A 23,929-nucleotide genomic window follows, 5' to 3' on the forward strand; every position below is an offset into this window, starting at 1 on the left:
TAATCTTCCTTACGAATGTTTTATGATGTAGTGGGAGGAGTGAGCAATTATGACAATACAGGCTAAGATTCAGCCTTTAGACATATCAAGGAGCAAGGACACGATGGACCCGTTTTACCGACAGCTTGAAATTTATATGCAAGGATTAGGTCACCTTGTTTCGTTTAAAGAAGAGTTGAACTGGGAAACACCAATTGCGACCATTGAATTAGGCGATTCAGAAACCTTACATAACTTTAAAAAACGAACAGCAAAAAACGATGGTGTTTTGTTGTTATATGCAAAGCTTACGAAAGGGACCGTCTATCAGCATGTAATTCTTCACCCCAATGACAGTGGGATTTATCTCCCATTTCGATTCGATGAACCCTTTTATATGAAAATCGGTCAGAAAAAAACATGGATCGGGTCCGCAGTACGATTGCAGGAAGAACTAGGCTGGCTGGAAATTGCGATGAGTGTAGAGGAAGATGATGAGATTGTCTCGTATTGGAAGAGGTTGCGGGATGCTTGTAGATCGTGTGTTGATAATGTGACACCAATGATTTTAGAGGAAGTTCAAAACGTGTCCGAATGATCATTTGAGAAAGTAAAACGTTATGATTTAGGGATGATTCACTAGGTATACCTTTCCACAGCATGGATTTCATGTTTAAAACGGTGGAGGTTGAGCCTATGTTGATTCATCCTTTTTTTCGATCGTAAACAGATCAGAAGAGAAGGTAGATGCCTGTATGATATAATAATGCCGATTGTAAATGCAGGTGGTGTAGTCCAAATATGCAAACGAATATGAATGAACTAAATAAAATAATTAACGTTATCCGAAATTATCGTGATGCAGACATTGTGGATCAGTATGGTGAAATAGATATGCTGAAACAACTGCAACACGTTGAAAAACTCTGTCAAAACTTAACGTCTAGTCAGCAGAAAGAAAAGCTTTCTCAACTTAAGGCTCAAATAAATGCATTACTCGTTAAAGTTAGGTATCAACGCGTCGGAACAGTGGATTCGGTTATGAAAAAACGATTGAAACGTGCAATTTCCATTGATCCGAATGATCCACTTGTCAACGAAACAGTGAGTGAGCTTTATTTGTTTGAACTACATGAGTGGTTAAAGCCACTGAGTTTTCCGAGGATTCGTGAAACCGATAATGTTGCTTCCAAGCGAAGAGCGGCTGAGAATTTAATCCATCTATCGGAAAAGGTACTTGAAGATGAATATTGGTTGAAACGGAGGATCAACGAGGGAGCTCGCGCCGCTGAGTTGGTTGGTGAAAAGGATACAATCGAGCGATACAGTACTATTTCTGAACAAGGGCAAGAGTTAATTGATACATTTACACGGTTACACGATGCCGCAGAAGAATATCAATCATCATTATCAGGCTCTTTTCATCCTTCGGCCCTACAAACTGAAATAAAACAACTGATAAAAACGGTCGAACAAATGCAATCCGATTGGGATTTTTACAATTCTTCAGAGGAACAACAAAGTAGTTCTGCTTTAAGTATGCTGAATGAAATGATTGGAATGGATGAAGTAAAGGCTCGTGTCCATAAACTGTATCGGTTTCTTTTATTTCAGAAAGAACGGGAGCGTAAAGGCTTTTTAATGAAAGACGAACCGAGCCTGAACATGATTTTAACGGGAAATCCGGGGACAGGAAAAACTACGATCGCCCGGTTACTAGCAAGTATATACCATGAGCTTGGCATTTTACCGCGTGCCGATGTTGTAGAAATTGACCGTTCTCACCTAGTGGGTGCCTATGTAGGCCAGACGGAGGAAAATACAATCAAAATGATTGAAAAAGCGCTTGGCGGTGTATTATTCATCGATGAAGCATACAGCCTAAAGCGAGAAGGAGCGTCTGGCAACGATTATGGTCAGACAGCGATCGATACACTCGTTTCTGCTATGACAAGTGGTGAGTATGCTGGGAAGTTCGCTGTTATTTTAGCAGGATACCCAGAGGAAATGAACCAATTTTTATGGTCAAACCCTGGGCTGAAGAGTCGGTTCCCAGAAAGTAATCACATTTTTTTGCCTGATTATTCAATTGATGAATTGCTTTCAATTGGTGAAAAGGTTGCGTACGAGAATGATTACACGTTTACAAATGAGGCTTTAAAGCAAATGCATCGAATGATTGAAAATAGCCGTGTTGATGAAACGTTCGGAAATGCACGTACCGTTCGGAACCTTGTTTTAGATGTGATTTTTCAAAAAGGTGCAAGTGTTTCTTCAAAAGAGAACTTAACGATGCATGATTTTACCGTTATTGAAAAAGAAGATATTCCTGATTTGGATACGAAGCTTGATGTGGATCCGGATGAAGAACTTCATAAACTGGTCGGGCTTGATGAAATTAAACGGGATATGCAAGCTTTAAGTTCGTTCGTTGAAGTCCAACGAAAACGACAGGATGCGGATTTGCCAACTGTTCCAATCCAGCTGCATTCTGTGTTCGCAGGAAACCCTGGTACAGGAAAAACGACTGTGGCCTCCATTTATGCAAGGTTATTGAGGAAAAAAGGATTTCTGAAACGGGGGCACCTTGTAATAGCAGGGAGGTCGGATCTCGTTGCTGGTTACTCCGGTCAAACGGCACTTAAAACCCGTAAAAAAATAAGGGAATCACTTGGCGGCGTGTTGTTTATCGATGAAGCCTATTCTTTGTTTTCCGGACAAGCTCAGGATTTTGGTAAGGAAGCGATCAACACACTCGTTGAGGAAATGACCAAGCATAATGAAAACCTTGTTGTTGTATTAGCAGGGTACCCAGAAGAAATGAACCAGTTAATTAGCAGTAATCCAGGGCTTGCTTCTCGTTTTAAAAAATACTTTTTCTTTGAGGATTACACGGTTGATGAGTTGATCCAAATAATGAAGGGGTATTCGGATACGTACGAGTATACATGGGAGGAAGGCATCACTTCTCATTTGCGTCGCCAACTATTCAATCCATCAAGCAATGGCCGTTTTGCCACAGACCTTATAGATCGTGCGATTCAACAACAAGCCTTCCGAATTACGAATGAGAATATGCTAGAAAACGATGACACATTAACCTTATTAAAAAAAGAGGACTTCGACACAGCACTTAAACAGTAAAATTAAGGGGGGCACTATGTTTAAATCGAAGACGATGATTGATGTACGTTATGCAGAAACCGATCAGATGGGAGTTGTTCACCACGCTACTTATTTAATTTGGTTTGAGGTTGGCCGGACTCAATTTATAAAAGATCTAGGATTCAGTTATGCAAAGCTTGAATCAGAAGGGATATTATCACCTGTAACAGATATAACGATATCGTATAAAAAGCCTTTCAGATATGGACAGCAGGCTGAAGTCCATACCTGGCTCGAAGACTATACTGGCATTCGTGCGATATATGGTTATGGCATTTATGATGGTGAGGGAGAACTTTGTATTAAAGGGACATCGACTCACACATGTGTCGACAAGGAATCATTTAAACCGATCATGATGAAGAAGCGGCTACCTGAATGGCATATGGCCTATTCAGAAGTGGTAGAGGAAAAAGGGCGTAGTTAAAATGGCATTTGGGATTACAAGAGATGAACTCATAAAATGGAAGGAAAATGTAAAGAAGAATGAAGTTTCCTTCCTGACCCACTTTTGGATTGATGAGCGTTTTCCGACATGCAATACTGTAACGAAGGCTGGCTGTTGCGATTTAGAAAAGCTGAAGAAGTGGGGAAAACAGTACGGTCTCCACGACCAATGGATTGACGACCGTTCAGGCTACCCCCATTTTGATTTGTTTGGAGACCGTCAGCTTTCAATTTTAAAAAAAGAAGACCAGTGGGACCAAATTAAACGATTCAAGCTTGATTGAAGAGGTTAAACTACAAGCACCGAAAAGTCCTTTCTATCGTATAAGAGGCAACTAAGGTGACAGACAGTGAGGCTTTTAGATCTACCTTTTGGTCTTCCCTTTAGGTCGAGGCCAAGTTTTTTTTATAGTCGAAGGTTATCTCTTCGTATTTTCGTTGATATTTTACTGTTAGATCATGTCCATCCAAATACCAAAGGTCCTTTTCTTCAACAAAAAATGTAATTCCATCTACGTTGGTCGACAGGCCTGATTCCATCGGCAATTCTTTTGACACACCAAGAGAATACCCAGTTTGGACTGTGCTGCAACCACCAACTCTAGCAAAAAATCGTATGAAATCTCCTTGGTCCAAACCCATTTCTTTTTTAAACCATTGTACGGCTGGTTTTGTAATTGACAATTCCATGTACGTCCCTCCTGTTAGAATCGAATAAGTCGGGTAATGTGTTTTACCAACAGTATCAACTGATTCATCCCTTTGCAACTAATCTGCAGGCCAGAAGCTCATACTACAGAAGAAATCATGGTATAGTAGTAATATAAATGGAAGTCCATTGGATATTTTAAATCTATATTAAAAATTATACTTTCCATAATTGGGGAGATTCAACATGAAAAATAAAACGAGTATACTGCTAGCTCTTCTCCTTGTTTTTATTACGATCGGTGTATTTCTAGTAGTGGATAGCCCAGAGCAATCAACACCTGTAACGGGACCGATAATTAATGCTCCTGCACCAGATAAGGAACCTGAAGAAAAAAAGAAAAAGGATAAGGAGCAGGAGAAACCGCAAGAGGAAACCAAAGCGGATAAGAAGGAAAAAGTGGATGAGCAACCTGTGCCAGAAACGATTATCGAGGACATACATGTTATCGGACTTGGTGATTCGTTAACAAAAGGTTCAGGTGATAAAACAGATAAAGGCTACATCCAGCCGGTTTCTCAATACATTCGAGAAAGCACCAATGAGGAAGTAAGTTTGAAAAACTTCGGGATCCATGGTTATCCAAGTAATAAGCTTGTTAAAAAGATGCAAGATGAAGAAGTACAAAAGCATATTGAAGAAGCTGATTATGTCTTCGTTACAATCGGTGGAAATGACATACTCGACATTGTTGAATACAATTTTTTTAGCTTGAACATGGACGTGTTTGACGCAGGATTGGAACGCTATCGAAAAAATTTGTTTGTGATCATTCAGTCGATCCGTTCTCAAAACCCGGATGCTGAAATCTATTTGGTCGGGATTTTCAATCCATTCCATAATTTTTTTCAGGATATCGATGAGGTCGATCATGTCATTGAAGAATGGAACAATACGATAGAATTAGTTGCTGAACTGAACGGTAACACGACTTATATTCCAGTCCAAGACCTTTTTATCGGTGAGGATAGCAAAGACTTGTTTTCATCCGATAAGCTGCATCCCAATCATCAAGGGTATTTAAAAATGGCAGAGCGAATAGAAGAATATATCGCCCTACCAGTAGATTGACCGTTCAATAACAGCGTACACCCTATAAAACAAACGTGATGGCACCGTACAAGATGCTTGAGATTCCAACAGCAATAAGCGCAGCTTTCAGTTTAAACCGTGCGTACTCCATTACCTGTAGGTTAAGGATCCGACTGATTGTATTTGTGTCATCGCTTAACGGGGATGCGAACGAGCCGAAAGTCCCGCTTGCAAAGACAGCTCCAATCACGAGGGGCAGTGAAACATCCGCGAGCGCTGCCATCGATATACCTAAGGGCATCAAAATCCCCCATGTTCCCCATGCCGATCCGATAAAATACGCAACAGCAGAGCCAAATAAAAACAGGATCGGTGGAACGAACAATGGTGGTATCCAGCCTGCGTGTTCGGTAATGAACGTTGAAAATCCGAGATCCTCTGTGACCGAAGCAAGTCCCCAAATAATTGATAAAAGCAGAATAACGGCCATCAGGTTGTTGCCGCCAAACACAAAGCTATCAATCATCATCTTTAATTCGAATCGTTGGAAGAGAAAAAAAACAAACGTCAAAAAGGTTGTGATTAATAAAGCAATGACCATTGCATCCAACACATTTGCTTTAATAAAGGCTTTAAACAATCCGAACCCCTTTTGATGCCCGTCCCACCACGTAAGAACAAGTGTCAGGGCAATAACCAGAAACAGAGGTATGAGCAAGTTGAATGGTTTTGATGGCAAATCCAATGATACAGCGGGGTCACAGTTGTGCCAATCGTCATCCTCTTCTTCTTTTTTTGGGGATTCTTGTTTCTGGTCCCCATCGGATGAACGGTGGAAGAAGCTTAAATAAAGACCGACAAGGAAAATCACAATTGCAAAAAAATTGAATGGGATGCTTTGAATAAAGAGGCTGTATGGATCCCCTTCGATTTTTTGATTATGAAGTCCAAGCTCAATTACAGACACCATATAGCCCACAAATGCGGTTGCGATTGGAATGAGCACAATTATCGGAGTCGTCGTCGTTTCGATTACAAAAGCAAGTTCTTTTTTTGTCATGTTCACTCGTTTCAACAAGGCCCGCATAATCGGCCCAATCGTAACAAAACGGAAGCTAGGGGCGCTGAATGTTCCGATTGTCGAAACATATGTAAGCAATATCGCTTCCTTTTTCGTATCAACACGCTCAGAGGCTGCTTCTACAAATCCTTTAATACCGCCAGCGACTTTAATCATACCAACAAGACCTGAAAATACATATAGAAATACGATGATCTTTATATTATTCTTATCTACAAGAGCTGTTACGAGATAAGTCAGCATCGTCTCGACGCCGCCAATGAGTGACGGGTTGATTATATACGATCCAACGATCAATCCGATAAAGATACCTGGAAGTACTTGTTTCGTAAAAATCGCAATTGGTATGACTACAAGAAAGGGAACTAGTGAGAGCCAGTCTGCATCCATTTTTATCACCCTTTAGAGGAAGTTCAAAAAGGAACCGAATAATAAACGGCGTATTTCTTCGTTACTCGGTTTTTTCGGTCCTGACGTATTAACTACATATGTTTCGGTCCTTAAAACTGTCGTGCCTCGAACTATTTGTTTCTTATCCGTCTTTTTTGAAAAGTTCAATAAGGAACCGTTTTTGAACATACGATGGTAGTAATATCTTTCATTAGGGTGCGAATAGTGTTGAATAATATACTGTGAAAAACGGAGGGGTTAACATGATTTTATTGCAGGACGGATTGTTTCATCGCTCAGAAGTACATATTGATATAGAGGACCGTGGATATCAGTTCGGGGACGGGGTATATGAAGTGATCCGAGTCTATAACGGACAGTTTTTCGGGATGGCTGAACATATGGAACGGCTTGAAAGAAGTGCGCGTGAAATTCAGCTGCAACTTCCTTATCCGACTGACCTTTTACAGGAACGCTTAAATGATTTGATCAACGCAACAAAATTGAAAGACGGTCAAGTTTATTTGCAGGTTACTCGTGGTGTCTTTGAGCGAATGCATCATTTTCCAGTCAATCCGAAATCAACACTTGTTGCATATACTAAAGAAACTGGCCGCCCGCTCGATAAAATAAACCAAGGAATATCAGCAATCACGACAGAAGACATCCGGTGGCTTCGTTGCGACATTAAAAGCTTGAACCTGCTCGGGAATGTCCTTTGCAAACAACGAGCAAAGGAAGCCAACTGTGATGAGGCGATTTTATTGAGAGGCAACACAGTCACAGAAGGAAGCTCTACGAATGTGTTCATTGTCAAGGATCGAACCCTCTATACACACCCTGCGAACAACTATATACTGAATGGGATAACGCGTAACGTAATCATCGAGATTGCCAAAACACAGCAGTTGGCCGTAAAAGAAGAATCGTTTGATAAGGTGGCGCTTATGAGTGCTGATGAAGTGATGGTGACAAGTACAACAATGGAGATCACACCAGTAACGACCATTGATGACCTTCAAATCGGTTCGGGAAGCCCTGGCCCAATCACGAAACAGATTCAAGTGAAATTTGATGAAAAGGTTGAAAAATTACTGACAGCTGCGAATTGAATCCTTGCATTTCGATAGCGTCCGTGATATTGTAGTGTTCGACACATTAAACCGGTAGCTCGTATTTAAAACATACCGAGTCAGGCATTTCCGGAATACGGAAATGCCTTTTTTAATGATGAAATGCTATGGAAAAAATTGCATCTATAGATTCTTTCCACGCTGTTGTGACAAGGAATGTTCAAAAACAACAGATTAAATTCAAATGCTTTTGTCTTAGACCGTTTGAACATTTAAAATGCGGGGAAAATATAATTGTGAATACAAAGTGTATTGAGCTGATACAAATTCAATGAGACGTTTCATTTAGATGCAAAAAGAATCATGGCGATACCAAAAAAGGAGTTAACAGATTTGACAACATTTAAGGATTTAGGTATTCAAACAAGAACATTAAAGGCAATCAGCGAAATGGGATTCGAGGAACCAACGCCAATCCAAAAGGATGCGATACCAGCCGCATTAGAAGGAAAAGACTTGATTGGTCAAGCGCAAACAGGTACAGGTAAGACTGCCGCTTTTGGAATTCCGATGATCGAAAACATCGATAAAGAATCCGGGAAAATTCAGGCACTCATCGTAACGCCGACACGTGAACTTGCTATCCAGGTAGCAGAAGAAATGAACAGGATCGGACACCATAAACGAATCCGTACATTACCTATTTACGGAGGACAACAGATCCACCTTCAGATTAAGGCTTTGAAAAAACGACCGGAAATTCTGGTCGGTACACCAGGTCGTCTACTCGATCACTTAAAAAGGAAAACCATTCGACTCAATGACTTGAAAACAGTTGTTCTCGATGAAGCAGATGAAATGTTGAACATGGGATTCATTGATGATATCAAAGAAATTCTCGGACAGATCCCATCTGAACACCAAACCATGCTTTTCTCTGCAACAATGCCACGTGCAATCAAGAGCTTAGCTGATCAATTCATGAAACAAGAACGTGTCATTGTTCAGGTTAAAGCTAGTGAAATGACGGTTCAAAAAATCGATCAACGCTACATTAAAATGCATGAAAAAGAAAAATTTGATGTATTATGCCGTCTGCTCGATATTCAGGCACCGGAATTGGCGATTGTGTTTGGACGTACAAAGAAGCGTGTTGACGAAGTCGCAGATGCACTGATCAAACGTGGTTATTCTGCTGACGGAATCCATGGCGATCTGACACAGCAGAAACGGGATCGTGTCATGAAAAAATTCAAGGCGGGTAGAATCGATATTCTCGTCGCAACGGATGTAGCAGCCCGCGGTATCGATATTTCTGGTGTATCCCATGTTTACAACTTCGATATACCACAGGATCCAGAAAGCTATGTTCACAGAATCGGTCGTACAGGACGTGCAGGGAAGTCCGGAATGGCACTCACGTTTATGACAGCAAGAGAATTCGATCACCTTAAAACGATTGAAAAAATCACTAAACGCCGCATGGAAAAAATGGAAGTACCGAGTTCTAATGAAGCACTTGAAGGTCAACAACGCGTTGCAGCGGATCAACTGACTGAAAGTGTGCATTCAGATGATTTGACTTCGTATCATTCTGTTGCGGATGAACTTTTAAATAATCATGATGCGCGCGATTTGGTTGCGGCAGCATTAAAGAATATGACGAAAGAAACGGATAAAACACCTGTAGAGATCACATCCCTGAAGCCGCTTGATACGAAGCGGAAGTCGAATAACCGACGCCAAGGCGGTCCTCAACGTGGTAAACAAGGTCAGGGTCAAGGCAGACCCTATAATCGTTCAAATAACCGCTCTAACAATAATAAAAACAAACGATCACATCGATCATATCGTCAACGAGTTAAATAAGTCGGATTGAACATTAAATGATTTTTATCCGCGCAGGAGGATAGAAATGACATCGGAGAACGAACAACAAGAGCAACTAATTTATAACTTTGAAGCGAAGGATGGCTCAGCGGTCACCCTTCGCCCTGCTATGGAAAAAGACGCTTACGATATTATTACATTCGCTCAATCCATTGTTATGAGCGGATCTTTTATTCAAAAGGAACAAACCAAAACTCCTGAGCAAGAGATAAGGTTTATTCAAGAAATGAAAAAACAGGGACATATGTATACGGCAGTAGAAGTTGAAGGAAAGGTATTGGGAATCGCAAGAATCATCCGTGGCGACCTTTCCATGAAACGGCATACAGGTGTATTCAGAACGTGGTTGACCGACGATGCTCAAGGGAAAGGTATCGGCAAAAAAATTATGGAATACACCCTGGAGTGGGCAAAGAGAGAAGGACTTCATAAAATTTGCTTAACCGTCTTTTCTGGAAACCCAAATGCTCAAAAGCTATATGAACGTTATGGTTTTGTCGTTGAGGGGACTCAGAAGGATCAGTTATTGATCGGCGATACGTTTCAGGACGAAATCTATATGGCATATTTCTTTTAATGTTCTAAGCTAAAGTGGGTTGGATTACTCCATAATATGGAGATGATCCAACCCCTTTTTGGTTGCATGTGATGTCGATGTCAAGGCGACACCAACCGATTTCTTTAAAAAAACTCACCCTATTCTCTGATCTTTTCCTCTGTATCAGGTATGACTCCAACGCGGTCTCCCATTTCATCGCGTTCAAGTAAGTCACGTACATAGCGTTTTTCCTCTTTCGTAATTTCATCAGAGATGAGATGATGTCGTTCCAAATCATCCAGAGCCTCGTGTTCAGCATAGAGCGCCTCTTGAATTGCCCGGTCAGTTGTTGCTTTACGAAGGGAAGGTTCTTTGTTGTATAGTCCTTCGAGGGCTTCATTCAATTCTTCTAATTCATCTTCATATTGTTTTCTTAAGTGTTGAAAAACGATTGGGGAAAGGGTACCTTTTTCTGTCATTTTCTCTAATTGTTTTCTTCCGGAGTGGTACCTATAAATCCGTGATATGATTCGATCATATTGAAGCTGTTCATTCCGAATTGATTTTTCTCCGAGAAAACCAACGAGCGGTTTGATCGTTAACCCTTGAACGATGAGAGAAAAGAATACAACTCCGAAGGCAAGCATTAAGATCTCTTCACGAAACGGAAAATTGATCGGCAAGCTTAATGCGAGGGCAAGCGATAAAGAGCCCTTTAGACCACCCCAATTAAAAATATGCTTCCACCTTGAGGGCAGTGAAGAAATTAAGCCTACCGAGGTATAAACAGCAATGCTTCTTGCAACAAGAACGATCAAAATTGCTGTGAAAATCTGTACCCAGTTGACTGAGCCGATTATTTTTGTGATTTCAAGGCCGACGAGCAAGAACACCAGAGAGTTTGCGACAAGTGATGCGACATCCCAAAAGGTACGTATACTTAAGGTCGTCGTCGGACTCATTCCGATTTGACGACCATAATTTCCAAATATCAACCCTGCGATAACGACTGCGATCACTCCAGAAACGTGGAAGGCTTCGGCAACAAAAAATGACCCGTAAAATAATAGCATTGAAAAAACAATCTCTAACGGATAATCATCATAAAGGGATGTCAGCCGGGAAAAGAAATACCCGAATGCGCCGCCGACCAGTAGTCCACCGATAACCACTTTAAGGAATTCAGTTAGAGCAATCGTGATACCAGCAGCACCAGCTTCGATTATCAAACCATATTGATATGCAGCAATGGAAAACAACACCACAGCTAATCCATCATTGATCAAGCTTTCGCCTTCCATAATGACTGAGAGTCTTTGATTGACTCCCATCGTCTTAAAAATTGACAAAACACTGATCGGGTCAGTCGGTGCCATGAGTGCAGCAAAAACGAGAGCAGCCTGGATTGACAGCCCAAGAAATACAGCCGTCATCCAACCAGCTGTAACAAAGGTAATTACTGTTCCAAGGGCAGCAAGAAGAAGGATCGGGACTTTGTTCTCTCGCAAATGGGCATACGGCAGGTTAAGGGTTGCTTCACCAAGAAGGGTTGGAAGAAAAATAGAAATGATAGCAAAGCGAAATATTTCATCCTCTGCAAAAAAGGATTTCAGCTCATTTAAGCCTTCATAGGGTAAAATACCGATGATCGCCCCAACAATAACAAGTGCAATCGGGTAAGGTTTTTTCAGCTTTTTAGCGACAGCAGTTATTCCTGCTGCAATTGCAAGCAATAGCAATACGAGTTCAAACTGAGTTTCCATAACCGTCTCCTCTCTACTAGAAACATCTTTAGCTCGGTAATACAACGCCTTGCACGAAAGTACGTTTTTCTATCCACATTTTGCCCAGTAACAACGAACACATACAATCACGGAGCATTTGGACAAAGTTCCGCACAGATGCTGTGAAATATGATAAAGTAAAAGCAAAACGTAAAAATCAGGTGTGATCGTATGGTAATGACAAAGACGACAAACGAACAAGACCAATGGATCCATCGCTTTTATCAAATGTATAGTTTCTTGCGGAAACAGGATAAAGGCGAACCGGCATCTTTCAAAATAACTGAACTTGCCCAAAAAGCGTACAAAGATGAATTGACCATCGCGTTTTGCGGTCATTTTTCTGCTGGAAAATCCAGTATGATCAATGCATTGATGGATGAAGAACTCCTTCCGACTTCACCTATTCCAACGAGTGCGAACGTTGTAACGATCAAAAATGGTGAACCGATCGTTCGATTGACGGACCACAGCGGAAATGTACAAACGTTAGCAGGGGAGCTTGATCTCGACACAATTAAACAAGCTTCGAAAAATGGCGCAGATATTCAATCGATTGAGATTCATAAACTACATCCATACTTAGTAAATTCGACAGTCATCATGGATACTCCTGGAATCGATTCAGTAGATGATGCCCACAAGGTTTCAACCGAATCGATGCTCCATTTAGCAGACGTAGTCGTGTACGTAATGGATTACAACCACGTACAATCAGAATTGAATTTCAATTTTACGAAAAAAATGCAAGACGCTGGAAAAAAACTGATTCTTGTCATCAATCAAATCGACAAACACGTTGATGATGAGCTCTCCTTTTCTTCCTTTCGCAGGTCAACGATAAATGGGTTTAAGCAATGGGGTGTATATCCTGTTGATTTCTACTTTACCTCAATTCGCGACCGGACAAACCCGGACAATGAAATGGGTCAGTTACAGACAAAGCTTTTAAATATTAAACAACATAAGCATGATTTTATTGAACGAACGCTCACTCAAATGTCTGAGCATCTATTGGAAACGTATCTATCCACTGCATACCCCACCATTGAAAAGCAGCAATCGCAAGTGGGTGGATTTGACGTGCTATCAATTGAATTGGAAAAAGTGGTTGAAGAGAAAAACAATCTTTCCTCCTTAATCGAACAAGCTGAAGAGGAATTTCTAAAAGCATTAAGCAAAGGAATCGCAAACGCCCGTATCATTCCATATGACGTACGTCAATTAGGTATGCATGTATTGGAGTCATTAGAGCGGAACTTTAAAACAGGTCTATTATTTGCCAAGAAAAAAACCGATGACGAACGGAAAGTGCGCATGGACCGGTACTTACAGGCGATTACTAAAAACGCCTCGACGGAGCTGATGTGGCAGGTGAAGGAGGAATTGTTCAAGCTTCTGAAGCAACTTGGACTAACGGAGCCCGAACTGGAAGAGCGGATTCATAAAATCACTTTTTCGTTCACGTCTGAAGACGTCCTTGCGTTAAGACAGCATGGTGCGACCTTTAATGAGGCATACATTTTACAATTCAATCGAGACGTTGAAGATTCAATCAAGCGGAACTATCGTAAAATCGCTTTGGAGATCGTAGAAGCCATTAAGGAACGATTCTTGGAAAAGCAGCAGCCCAAACAAAACCTGTTAGATGAACGAATCCGAAACATTGAGATTGAGAAAGAGGAACTAGATCGAGCTGCTCAAGCGGTAGCAGACTATAAAACCGATCAAGCGCATCTAATGAAATGCCTTCAAGCAAAAGGAACGGTTGAAGAGATTGAGGGAGCAAAACGTTGGTGTGAGCAAGTAGCGGATCAGAGTCCACAAATCGAAACGACGATTGCCTCAAAATTGGTCCAAAAAAATGAAAGTACGAATCCACCGTTGGAATCTACGGAACAGGTTCATTCGAGTACGATGAACGAAATCGATCCAACTACAATAGCAAACCGATTAGAAAAAGCGGCTGAATCCCTTTCGCCATGGCGTTCGATGGATGATCTCATTTCGAGGATGCGTCAACATGCGGCGAAAATGAAGAGCAGGGAGTTTACGGTTGCGTTATTTGGAGCGTTCAGTGCTGGTAAATCATCCTTTGCGAATGCGTGGATGAAAAATGACGTTCTGCCGGTATCTCCTAACCCGACAACTGCAACGATAAACAAGATTATGCCTGTTACCGATGAAAATGAACATGGTAAAGTGAAAATCAAACTGAAAACAGCCGATCGGTTACTTGAAGAAATTCAACATGCATTAAAGCGTTTTGGGATTATTTGTGACACACTTGATGAAGCGGTAAAGGGGATTTCAAAAATCGTAACCGACAGACCTGAACCGCATCATAGCTTTTTATTGGCAGTACAAATAGGATATGACGCAATGCGAGAGTACCTCGGGAGCGTCCAAATTCTTGATCACACGAGCTTTACAGAATTTGTTTCCCTTGAAGAGAGGGCTTGTTTTACGGAGTCCGTCGAGCTTTATTATGATTGTGAGCTTACCCGGCAAGGCATTACGTTCGTTGATACTCCAGGGGCAGATTCGATCAATGCGAGACATACCTCGGTCGCCTTTGATTACATTAAAAACGCGGATGCAATTGTGTTCGTCACGTACTACAATCATGCATTCTCGAAAGCGGACAGGGATTTCTTATTACAGCTAGGACGAGTGAAAGATACGTTTTCGATGGATAAAATGTATTTTGTCATTAATGCTGCTGACCTTGCAACAGATGCTGCTGAACGTGCGGATGTCGTGAAGTACGTTGAATCACAGCTTGTTGAATATGGAATCCGTCACCCAAGGATGTCTGCTGTTTCTAGTAAACAGGCACTCATTGAACGGAAGGAAAATAAGACGAGCGGTTCCTCACAATTTGATACATTCGAGCAATCCTTTCAAACGAATACAATCCAAGAGCGGGATTCGATTGCTCAACAGCAGGCCGCACAATTGCTGAAAACAGGCTTAGACCGAGTCGATGAGTGGATCGTCCGGGCACAAACCGATGAAAAACAACGTGAGCAGGAAATCGAAAAATTGAGATCTGAAAAGGATACGATTGTTCGCGAAATTCGTTCCTTCTCGTTTGCATCGTTTGAGCAAGCGATTCAGCAAGAAGCTGAAGAACTATTACATTATGTTGTACAAAGGTTAATGCTCACAATTAATGATGAATTTAAAATGGCGTTTAATCCATCTGTTATAACAAAGGATATGAAGCGGGAGCAGCTCACACTTTGTCTGGATGAATTGCTTACCAGGATGGCATTTCAGCTGGATCAAGAGCTTCGTGCAACATCACTAAGATTGGAACGCTTTGTCAACGTACAACGTCAGCGCTTTTTTGAATCGGTTGCAGAGTTTACGTCTGAAAAAGCGAGTAGGGTCCGTCTCCTGGCACCAGATGATGCGAAGCTTTCCACTCCAGACATCTCATCGGAATGGCCAAACGATGCTGTGATTGTTCTTCAACCGGCATTGAAAGGCTTTAAAAGCCCGAAACATTTTTTTGAGAACACCGGGAAGGATGAAGTACGAGAAAGCCTAATCGAACAATTTAGACCAATGCTCGAAGCTAGTATAGAGTCCTACACGGAGAAATTTTCAAAACACTATTTACATGCATTGAATGAGGAAGAATCAAAGTTACGGCAAGCGTTTGAAACGACGGTTGAACAATACTATCAAGGAGTTCTTGAAGCATTTACATCCGACCAGCTTGAGGATTTAGATGAGACAAAAGTAATATTGAATGAACTGGTTGCTGAACAAGAAGGTGTAATCAGTGAATCGTAATCGATTCCATTGCTGTGCTAGCTGTATTCATTTTAGAACCGATCGCAGTAATAAGCCGATTGAATACCGATGTTCCCGGCTCGGTTACGAAACGAAGCCCCATTACAAATTCGATTGTTGGAGCCCCAAGGAGCAAGTGAGAAAATTGATGGAAAAGCAACAATAGAATAGATCGAACTATTGAGGAGGGATTTTTTTGTCTGTTCATATCGACATAAGCAAGCATAGTCAAGACCAACATCAGCGTATTCGCACGTTTTTAGAGCTTGATTCGAAACGTGAATACTGGATCGAAACCGCGTTAAATGAATGTAAGGATGGTAAGCCGTTCGGTGAATCAGTACAGAAAATTAATGATGTAACGAAGGAAATGAATGAGATCTCTCGAAAGGGGATTGTCCCACTGCGTGAAAATGTAACGGTTGAAATGATAGTAGAGTATTGTAATCGTAAATAATCAATCGGAACTAGAATTCAATTTTCTTGAAAGGCTGCCGGAACGTATCCGCGGCCTTTCAATTTTTTAAATGGTAAAATGGCGTACCAACTAATGCAAAAATTTGAGGAAGAGTGATTTTGTGTCCACGAAATGCTGCATTAATATTTTTTGACTCCGGTTTTTCCATTCACGGTTACCATCCTCAATCAACCAGTTTACGCCTGCTATCCTGATAATCATGTTTTTTTTGCGATAAAGCGCTCGAGTCGATCAAGCCCTTCTTTTAATTGGTCCATTTTATATGCATATGAAATACGGATATAGTCATCTCCATAACTAGAAAAGGCGATTCCGGGCACGACTGCAAGCCTTTCTTCGTCAAGTAATGCTGTCGCAAAGCCCCAAGAGTCCATCTCATATTGTTTTATCGACGGAAACAGATAGAAGGCTCCTGTTGGTTCTGACGTCTCAAGCCCCATCCTTTGAAGTCGATCATACGCATAGTGTAACCGTTCCTTGTACGTATCGCGCATTGGTGCGGCATCATTTATCCCATTTGTAAGCGCCTCGAGAGCTGCCCGCTGAGTGATCGATGAAACACACGTCACATTGTATTGGTGGACCTTCAGCATATGCTGTGCAATGGATTGATCTGCACACACAAATCCGATTCTCCAACCGGTCATTGAATGTGATTTTGACAACCCGTTAATGACGATCGTTTTTTCTTTCATTTTCTCAAAAGTTGCGATTGATTTGTGTGGTTCGCCATACGTCAGCTCACTGTAAATCTCATCGGACAATATAAACACGTTTTTATCCATTAGTAGAGCAGCGATATCTGTTAGGTCCTCTTGAGAAAGCGATACGCCAGTCGGATTTGAAGGATAAGGCAGAATCACGCATTTTGTCTTAGAGGTTAAATGCTGTTCGATCAATTTAGCAGTCAGCTTGAAATCAGTGGATCTCGTGTCGACATGTACCGGTGTTGCACCGCACAACCGGATTACAGGCTCATATCCAGGATAAACCGGTCCAGGCAGAATGACCTCATCACCTTCAGTAAGGATCGTACGTAGCGAAATATCAATCGCTTCACTTGCCCCTGTCGTCGCGATAATCTCAGATTCCGCAACATATTGTAAGTTGTATTTTTTTTGTACAAAGCTGGAAATCGCTCGGCGGAGTTCAATGAAACCTGCATTATGGGTGTAGGTCGTAAAATTATCATCAATTGCCGTTTTTGCGGCTGATTTAACATGATCGGGAGTCGGAAAATCAGGCAGGCCAAGTGTTAACGAAATGGCATCTGGATAGTTCGCAACCCGATTGAAAAATTGTCGGATTCCCGATATTTGAATTTCTTTTACGCGAGGATTAAGGTATTGTTCCACTATAGGTTCGCTCCTTGAAAGAATCTAATTTGAAGTGTAGCGTTTAAAACGCTGTCCGTCAACGAACAACTATTCTTTTGGGCAGTGGTTTTGTACAATAATAGTAACATTGAAAAGGCAGGTGTATTCATTGAAAAATTTTGTATCCGTAAAATGGTTGAAGAACCGATTAGATGATGGAAATGTTGTACCGGTTGATTGTCGTTTTGATTTACAGGATCCGGACAAAGGGTACCGCGAATATAAAGAGTCGCACATTCCGGGAGCAGTGTATGCAGACCTAGAAAAGGATCTATCAGGCGAGGTTCGCGAACACGGGGGTCGCCACCCGTTGCCAGACTTAGATACGTTTGTACGATTTCTCGGATCGCTCGGCATCGACGGTACAAAAACAGTTGTCGTTTATGATGCGCAAAATAGTGCAATGGCAGCAAGGTTATGGTGGATGCTGAACTATCTTGGACACGAAAAGGTTTATGTACTCGATGGAGGCTATCCCGAATGGCTGAAGCGAGATTTTCCGGTAACAGAGGAAATTCCTGTTGTGGACGAGGTGGTTTTTGAGCCTGCCATTCAAAAGGAACTGGCTGCTGATATTACAGAGGTCCAGTCCAAAACAAAAAATCATCCAAACACATTACTTATTGATGCAAGGGGAGAAGAGCGCTACCTCGGACGGACAGAACCAATCGATAAAAAGGCTGGACACATCCCGTCGGCGGTCAATCACTTTTTTATGGAAAATTTGAACCAAGGAAAATGGAAATCACAGGTTGAATTGAAGGAACGCTTTCAACACTATCAAGATAAAGAAATCATCAATTATTGTGGGTCAGGAGTTACTGCATGCGTCAACGTACTCGCACTCGACGAAATCGGGAAAAAGAGTAGGCTTTATGTTGGAAGCTGGAGTGATTGGTCCTCCTATGATGACAATGAAGTTGAAACAGAGTAACCATAAATGACTTATGTAAACTGATAAAATAAAATTTCACGTACCGTACTGTAAATAAGTAAAATTCCAGCTAGGTTTATAAAAGTATTTTACTGTTTCCCGATAAATCGATGTTGGTGTTTCACTAACGGTCGTTGAAATCACAGCATTCTAGGAAAATGCAGCGTAAATCATTGTCATTCAGGTGAATCCGTTGTAAACTCTATAAGGCATTAAATTGAAATCATATGTCAAAGATAAAGGAGAGACCCGGATTGACTTGGGATGTATTGAATATAATTGGTACAATAGCATTTGCGATAAGTGGTGCAATCATCGCTATGGAAGAGGATTATGACATTTTAGGTGTTTTCATCCTTGGACTGGCAACGGCGTTCGGTGGTGGTCTTATCCGAAATATATTAATTGATTTACCTGTTTCACAGGTTTGGCAGCAAGACGAGCTCATAAAAATCGTTTTGATCGTGATGACTGTCATTTTTTTCCTTCCAGATGGTTGGATTCAATTTTCCAGACGGTGGTTGAACTTTTTCGATGCGATTGGATTATCGACGTTCGCCATTCAAGGCGCCTTGTATGCGACAGATATGGAGCTTCCTCTCATCGCGATTGTGGTTGCTGCAGTCATGACCGGATCCGGTGGTGGAGTGGTTCGTGATTTGCTTGCAGGTCGAAAACCGACTGTGCTCAGATATGACATCTATGCAGTCTGGGCGATGATCGCTGGAGTTGTCATCGGAACAGGAATTGTTGACCAACCTTGGGAGCTCTACACGCTAGGGGCAGTAATCGTCATTTTACGAATGTGTTCAGCGATATATAATTGGAAGCTGCCGCACCGGATTCTACAAGACTACAGATCGTAGTTTTAAAATAAATAAAATAGAATTGAGGCCGACTCTAATCGTGTTTTCACATAAGTCGGCCTCTCTTTTTTTTATCAAAATCATTCTTGTGCAGGAAAAAGACTTCGATATATGGAATGGTATCTCTACATAAAATGATATAAAAGGGGTCGTTGACGAAATGAAGGACACAAGCCAAATTAGTGAAAATCGCGTAATTAGTGGTGGCGATTTTACGATGAAAATCCGCCTTGATTATTTCAGTGAGCGGCTAAAAGTGGAAGATTATCGTGGAAATGTCAACTCGATTCACAAACAAATCCAACGAATCTCGAATGAGCACTCGTTCGCAAAAGTAATCGTGAAATCACGCCAAGAAGACTGGATGACCTTCCTTTCATTTGGTTACCAGTTAGAAGCCCTCTTTCAACGCTATTTCAATGGGAATGATGCTTACGGAATGGCGATGTTTTTGGATAATAGCCGTAGAACGAGTGATTACTGGATTAATGAAGATAAGACATTGACCCAGATTCAAGAACTGTCCCGCACCTTGGACGTTCCGAACACACCGAATTATACGATTCGAAAAGCGGTTATCGCAGACGCAGTGCATTTAGCGGAATTATACCGAGCCGTTTTTGAAATCTATCCGACTCCCATGAACGATCCTTCTTACATACAAAAGCTGATTGAAGGCGATTCCATTTTTTACGTAGCGGAATTTGAAGGGGGAATTGTCAGTGCTGCCTCTGCAGATATCAATGCTACCTATCATAATGCGGAGTTGACGGATTGTGCAACCTTACAAGACCACCGGAAAAATGGACTTATGAAAGTCCTGATCATGAAGCTTGAGGCGGAATTAAAAGACAGACATATCTTTTGTGTGTATTCGATTGCACGTGCCTTGTCGTTCGGAATGAATGCCGTGTTCCATCAACGACATTACACATACACAGGACGCTTTACGAAAAACTGCAACATTTTTAATAAGTTAGAAGATATGAATCTATGGGTCTGTGATTTGTCCCGTAGGTAGATGGGATGCCGAAAAATCAGCATGTGAGTGACAAGAAATGGGCAGCTAGGTGAGGAGGAAGTAGAATGCTACTAGATGTGACCAATACAAAGGAAATGCTACAAGCAATCTTAAGTTCAATTGATGAAGGAATTCACGTCATTAATGCGGAAGGTACGACTGTTTTTTACAACGAAATCGCTGCTCGCCATGATGGGGTTGTCGTTAACGATGTGCTTGCTAAACATTTGCTCGATGTGTTTCCGACCTTTTCGAAAGAAACAAGCACTCTGCTAAAGGTCATCGAAACAGGGGAACCGATCTACAACCAGCATCAACGATACCCGAATGTAAGAGGTCAGCTGATTGAAACGGTGAATACGACATTACCGATTTTAGTGGACGGGAAAGTGATAGGTGCGGTAGAAATCGCTAAAAATTTCACAAAAATACAGCAACTATCCTGGAAGCTCATTGATCTTGAAGCGAGAGTAAATGAAACCCATTTACAGGAGAAACGTTCTCCTTCTGAAAATAGTGCGAGTTATCGTTTGACAGATATTGTTACAGTTAATGATGAATTCGCCAGTATAAAAGAAAAGGCATTAAAGTCAGCTGAATCTTCGTCACCCATTCTTATTTACGGGGAAACCGGTACAGGTAAAGAATTGATGGTGCAGGGAATTCACAATGCATCAGAGCGTAGGAAACGATCCTTCATCGCTCAAAACTGTGCCGCTATTCCATCCTCATTGTTAGAAAGCATCTTATTTGGTACTGCAAAAGGAAGTTATACAGGTGCGATCGAACGACCGGGTTTATTTGAGTTAGCAGATGGTGGAACACTGTTTTTAGATGAGCTCAATTCGATGCCGCTTGATACGCAGGCGAAAATCCTCAGGGTACTGCAAAATGGAAAAATCCGTAGAGTCGGGAGTACTTCAGAAAGAACCGTAGATGTCCGTATAATTGTAGCGATGAACGAAGACCCGAATTGGTGCATGAATCAACAGACTCTTCGCAAGGATCTTTACTATCGCTTGAATGTCATTTACTTTAAAATTCCTCCATTACGAGAGCGGAAGGAAGACTTGCCTCTTTTAATCGATCATTTTGTACAGCGCTACAACTTTAAGCTCGGAAAATTGGTCACACACGTTGCCAAGGACGTAAAAAGGGTGTTTTACGAATACAATTGGCCCGGAAATGTAAGAGAACTCGAGCACGCGATCGAATCAGCATTAAATCTGATTGAAGGTAACACGTTGACGATTGAACACTTACCGCTCCATCTACTCGAAGCAACAAATCAGATTGGGGTTGAAACGATTATCCCAGCCTTGAGAGACGTAGTTTCAAGTACAGAGAAGAAATGGATCCGAAAGGCGATGCAAGCAACCGATGGAAATATCCAACGCGCCGCAAAGCTATTGAAAATACCAAGGCAAACATTACAATATAAGCTTTCAAAGCTAGATCAAAACTTCACTGCCGAAAATTAGGCAGTGTTTTTGAATAATTAAAAATCACACTAACCTATTGTTCAATAAAAATAGTCAATCACCCTTTATATCCCCCCATTCATATAGTGAACTAGCAACTGATTTTTCTGAATAGTGGAAATTGGCACAAAACTTGCATGTTAATTGGGTGAGACTAATAAATGGGGGGAATAACATGCTGCAATCTATTTACAAACCGAAGCGGCACTGGAAAGACATTGAACTTTGGAAAGACGTGACCGAAGAGCAATGGAACGATTGGCTCTGGCAGCTGACAAACACGATCCGGACCGTTGATGATTTGAAAAAGGTAATTAATTTGACCCCAGATGAAGAAGAGGGTGTGCGAATTTCAACAAAGACAATCCCATTGAACATCACACCATATTATGCATCTCTAATGAATCCAGATGATCCTCGTTGTCCTGTTCGGATGCAGTCAGTTCCGATCTCAGCGGAAATCAACAAAACAAAGTACGACTTAGAAGATCCTTTACATGAGGATGAAGATTCTCCTGTACCTGGCCTTACGCACCGTTACCCTGATCGCGTCCTGTTCCTCGTTACGAATCAATGCTCGATGTATTGCCGGTACTGTACGAGACGTCGTTTTTCTGGTCAAATCGGTATGGGTGTCCCGAAAAAACAACTCGATGCCGCGATCAATTACATCGCCAATACACCAGAAGTTCGCGATGTATTGCTATCCGGTGGGGACGGTCTATTGATCAATGACAACATTGTTGAATACGTTTTGAAAAACTTACGAGCAATTCCACACGTTGAAATCATCAGGATTGGCACTCGAGCTCCAGTCGTATTCCCGCAGCGGATCACTGAGAACCTTTGCAACATTCTAAAGAAATACCATCCCGTATGGTTGAATACACATTTTAATACATCGATTGAAATTACAGAGGAAGCTAAGAAGGCGTGTGAAATGCTTGCTGATGCAGGTGTTCCGCTTGGAAACCAATCGGTTATCCTTGCAGGAATCAACGACAGCGCGCATATAATGAAAAAACTAATGCATGACCTCGTCAAAATCCGTGTTCGTCCGTATTATATTTACCAATGTGATTTATCGGAAGGCATCGGACATTTCCGCGCACCGGTATCGAAAGGATTAGAAATCATCGAAGCGCTTCGCGGCCACACGAGTGGGTACGCGGTTCCGACTTTTGTCTGTGATGCACCTGGCGGCGGAGGGAAAATTTCCTTACAGCCGAACTACATGATTTCTCAAAGTGCTGACAAGGTCGTTCTCCGGAACTTTGAAGGGGTGATCACAACCTATCCAGAACCGCAGGAATACGTTCCAGGTCGAGCAGATGCCTATTTTGATGAAGTGTATGAAATAACTGAAAAACCGAAAACAATTGGGGTCGCTGGTCTTATGAATGATGAAGCATTCAACCTTGTGCCCGAAGGACTTCAGCGTCTGAATCGTCGTAAAACTTATGAGAGTGATCCGGAACACAGCTCATTAAAAGACAAACGGTCGAAACGTGATGAAATGGTTGAACGCAAATGGCAAGCCGAACAGAAGAAGATGACTGCCGGAGATTAAGGAGTGATTGAATGGAGTGTATGTGGTGTGATTCAACTCATGCGAAAGAGTCTGCAAAAACCTGTTACTGGGAACTTCCAGATGGCACAAGGGCGATCGAAATTACAGAGATGCCATCGGTTGCTTGTCCGGATTGCGGAATGGAATATCAAGTAGAATCATTGATTGAGGAAATTGAAGACCAATTGATGCTTATCAATACAAAGCTTCTGCCGAATTCAATACCATTTTCAGAATTAATGGCACAACCACGTCTTTTACAAAGAAATTATTTCAAATTCTAGCATGTGGTACGGGTCTGACTGGCATCT

20 protein-coding genes are annotated in these 23,929 nt (G+C 41.6%); 16 read left to right on the forward strand and 4 right to left on the reverse strand.

Features of this window, described 5'->3' with window-relative positions; translation table 11 throughout:
* Positions 1 to 49 precede the first annotated feature (49 nt).
* From MOJ78_RS10530 to MOJ78_RS10545, 4 genes are all read left to right on the forward strand, one after another.
* Positions 50 to 577 (forward strand): hypothetical protein, encoded by a 528-nt coding sequence (locus tag MOJ78_RS10530; RefSeq protein ID WP_304981130.1) that lies wholly within the window; start codon positions 50 to 52, stop codon positions 575 to 577.
* Positions 578 to 780: 203 nt separating this feature from the next.
* Positions 781 to 3,123 (forward strand): AAA family ATPase, encoded by a 2,343-nt coding sequence (locus MOJ78_RS10535; protein ID WP_304981131.1) that lies wholly within the window; start codon positions 781 to 783, stop codon positions 3,121 to 3,123.
* Positions 3,124 to 3,139: 16 nt separating this feature from the next.
* Entirely contained in the window at positions 3,140 to 3,571 is a 432-nt protein-coding gene (locus MOJ78_RS10540) for a YbgC/FadM family acyl-CoA thioesterase (protein WP_304981132.1), read from the forward strand.
* A gap of 1 nt (position 3,572) precedes the next feature.
* Positions 3,573 to 3,875, forward strand: coding sequence for a hypothetical protein (locus MOJ78_RS10545; protein WP_304981133.1), 303 nt, complete (start codon positions 3,573 to 3,575; stop codon positions 3,873 to 3,875).
* A 100-nt stretch (positions 3,876 to 3,975) separates the two neighbouring features.
* Here the strand turns inward: MOJ78_RS10545 and MOJ78_RS10550 are convergent, their stop codons facing one another.
* Complete coding sequence (locus MOJ78_RS10550) at positions 3,976 to 4,281, reverse strand: HesB/YadR/YfhF family protein (RefSeq protein ID WP_304981134.1); 306 nt, start codon at positions 4,279 to 4,281, stop codon at positions 3,976 to 3,978.
* A gap of 205 nt (positions 4,282 to 4,486) precedes the next feature.
* Here MOJ78_RS10550 and MOJ78_RS10555 point away from each other — a divergent pair, with 205 nt between their 5' ends.
* Positions 4,487 to 5,371 (forward strand): GDSL-type esterase/lipase family protein, encoded by an 885-nt coding sequence (locus MOJ78_RS10555; protein ID WP_304981135.1) that lies wholly within the window; start codon positions 4,487 to 4,489, stop codon positions 5,369 to 5,371.
* Positions 5,372 to 5,393: 22 nt separating this feature from the next.
* Here MOJ78_RS10555 and MOJ78_RS10560 read toward each other — a convergent pair whose 3' ends face one another.
* Positions 5,394 to 6,803 carry a Na+/H+ antiporter NhaC family protein gene (locus tag MOJ78_RS10560; RefSeq protein ID WP_304981136.1) on the reverse strand — a complete coding sequence of 470 codons (1,410 nt, stop codon included), beginning with the start codon at positions 6,801 to 6,803 and terminating at the stop codon, positions 5,394 to 5,396.
* A gap of 263 nt (positions 6,804 to 7,066) precedes the next feature.
* Between MOJ78_RS10560 and dat the strand changes: the two genes are divergently transcribed.
* From dat to MOJ78_RS10575, 3 genes are all read left to right on the forward strand, one after another.
* Positions 7,067 to 7,915 carry a D-amino-acid transaminase gene (dat, locus tag MOJ78_RS10565; RefSeq protein WP_304981137.1) on the forward strand — a complete coding sequence of 283 codons (849 nt, stop codon included), beginning with the start codon at positions 7,067 to 7,069 and terminating at the stop codon, positions 7,913 to 7,915.
* 354 nt (positions 7,916 to 8,269) lie between these two features.
* On the forward strand, positions 8,270 to 9,745 hold the full coding sequence (locus tag MOJ78_RS10570) for a degradosome RNA helicase CshA (RefSeq protein ID WP_304981138.1): 1,476 nt from the start codon (positions 8,270 to 8,272) through the stop codon (positions 9,743 to 9,745).
* 46 nt (positions 9,746 to 9,791) lie between these two features.
* Entirely contained in the window at positions 9,792 to 10,343 is a 552-nt protein-coding gene (locus MOJ78_RS10575) for a GNAT family N-acetyltransferase (protein WP_304981139.1), read from the forward strand.
* 119 nt (positions 10,344 to 10,462) lie between these two features.
* On the opposite strand, the gene MOJ78_RS10580 is transcribed toward MOJ78_RS10575, so the two are convergent.
* On the reverse strand, positions 10,463 to 12,067 hold the full coding sequence (locus MOJ78_RS10580) for a Na+/H+ antiporter (protein ID WP_304981140.1): 1,605 nt from the start codon (positions 12,065 to 12,067) through the stop codon (positions 10,463 to 10,465).
* A gap of 192 nt (positions 12,068 to 12,259) precedes the next feature.
* On the opposite strand from MOJ78_RS10580, the gene MOJ78_RS10585 reads away from it, so the two are divergent.
* Together MOJ78_RS10585 and MOJ78_RS10590 are read left to right on the forward strand one after the other, a co-directional pair.
* Positions 12,260 to 15,892 (forward strand): dynamin family protein, encoded by a 3,633-nt coding sequence (locus MOJ78_RS10585; RefSeq protein WP_304981141.1) that lies wholly within the window; start codon positions 12,260 to 12,262, stop codon positions 15,890 to 15,892.
* A 196-nt stretch (positions 15,893 to 16,088) separates the two neighbouring features.
* Entirely contained in the window at positions 16,089 to 16,349 is a 261-nt protein-coding gene (locus tag MOJ78_RS10590) for a DUF2533 family protein (RefSeq protein WP_304981142.1), read from the forward strand.
* A gap of 218 nt (positions 16,350 to 16,567) precedes the next feature.
* Here MOJ78_RS10590 and MOJ78_RS10595 read toward each other — a convergent pair whose 3' ends face one another.
* Positions 16,568 to 17,725 carry an aminotransferase A gene (locus MOJ78_RS10595; protein ID WP_304981143.1) on the reverse strand — a complete coding sequence of 386 codons (1,158 nt, stop codon included), beginning with the start codon at positions 17,723 to 17,725 and terminating at the stop codon, positions 16,568 to 16,570.
* 121 nt (positions 17,726 to 17,846) lie between these two features.
* On the opposite strand from MOJ78_RS10595, the gene MOJ78_RS10600 reads away from it, so the two are divergent.
* The 6 genes from MOJ78_RS10600 (at position 17,847) to MOJ78_RS10625 (ending at position 23,902) form a co-directional block, all read left to right on the forward strand.
* Positions 17,847 to 18,680, forward strand: coding sequence for a sulfurtransferase (locus MOJ78_RS10600; protein ID WP_370529793.1), 834 nt, complete (start codon positions 17,847 to 17,849; stop codon positions 18,678 to 18,680).
* A gap of 254 nt (positions 18,681 to 18,934) precedes the next feature.
* Positions 18,935 to 19,546, forward strand: a complete 612-nt coding sequence (locus MOJ78_RS10605; RefSeq protein ID WP_304981145.1) for a trimeric intracellular cation channel family protein — start codon at positions 18,935 to 18,937, stop codon at positions 19,544 to 19,546.
* 160 nt (positions 19,547 to 19,706) lie between these two features.
* Positions 19,707 to 20,567, forward strand: a complete 861-nt coding sequence (ablB, locus tag MOJ78_RS10610; protein WP_304981146.1) for a putative beta-lysine N-acetyltransferase — start codon at positions 19,707 to 19,709, stop codon at positions 20,565 to 20,567.
* Between the two features lie 65 nt (positions 20,568 to 20,632).
* Positions 20,633 to 22,048: a sigma-54 interaction domain-containing protein gene (locus MOJ78_RS10615; RefSeq protein WP_304981147.1), complete on the forward strand. Its 1,416-nt coding sequence runs from the start codon at positions 20,633 to 20,635 to the stop codon at positions 22,046 to 22,048.
* A gap of 175 nt (positions 22,049 to 22,223) precedes the next feature.
* Positions 22,224 to 23,618 carry a lysine 2,3-aminomutase gene (gene ablA / locus MOJ78_RS10620; protein WP_304981148.1) on the forward strand — a complete coding sequence of 465 codons (1,395 nt, stop codon included), beginning with the start codon at positions 22,224 to 22,226 and terminating at the stop codon, positions 23,616 to 23,618.
* An 11-nt stretch (positions 23,619 to 23,629) separates the two neighbouring features.
* A complete protein-coding gene (locus MOJ78_RS10625) occupies positions 23,630 to 23,902 on the forward strand; it encodes a YokU family protein (RefSeq protein ID WP_304977321.1) in 273 nt (90 codons plus the stop codon).
* Positions 23,903 to 23,929: the final 27 nt, after the last annotated feature.

Source organism: Alkalihalobacillus sp. AL-G (assembly GCF_030643805.1).
GTDB lineage: Bacteria > Bacillota > Bacilli > Bacillales > Fictibacillaceae > Pseudalkalibacillus.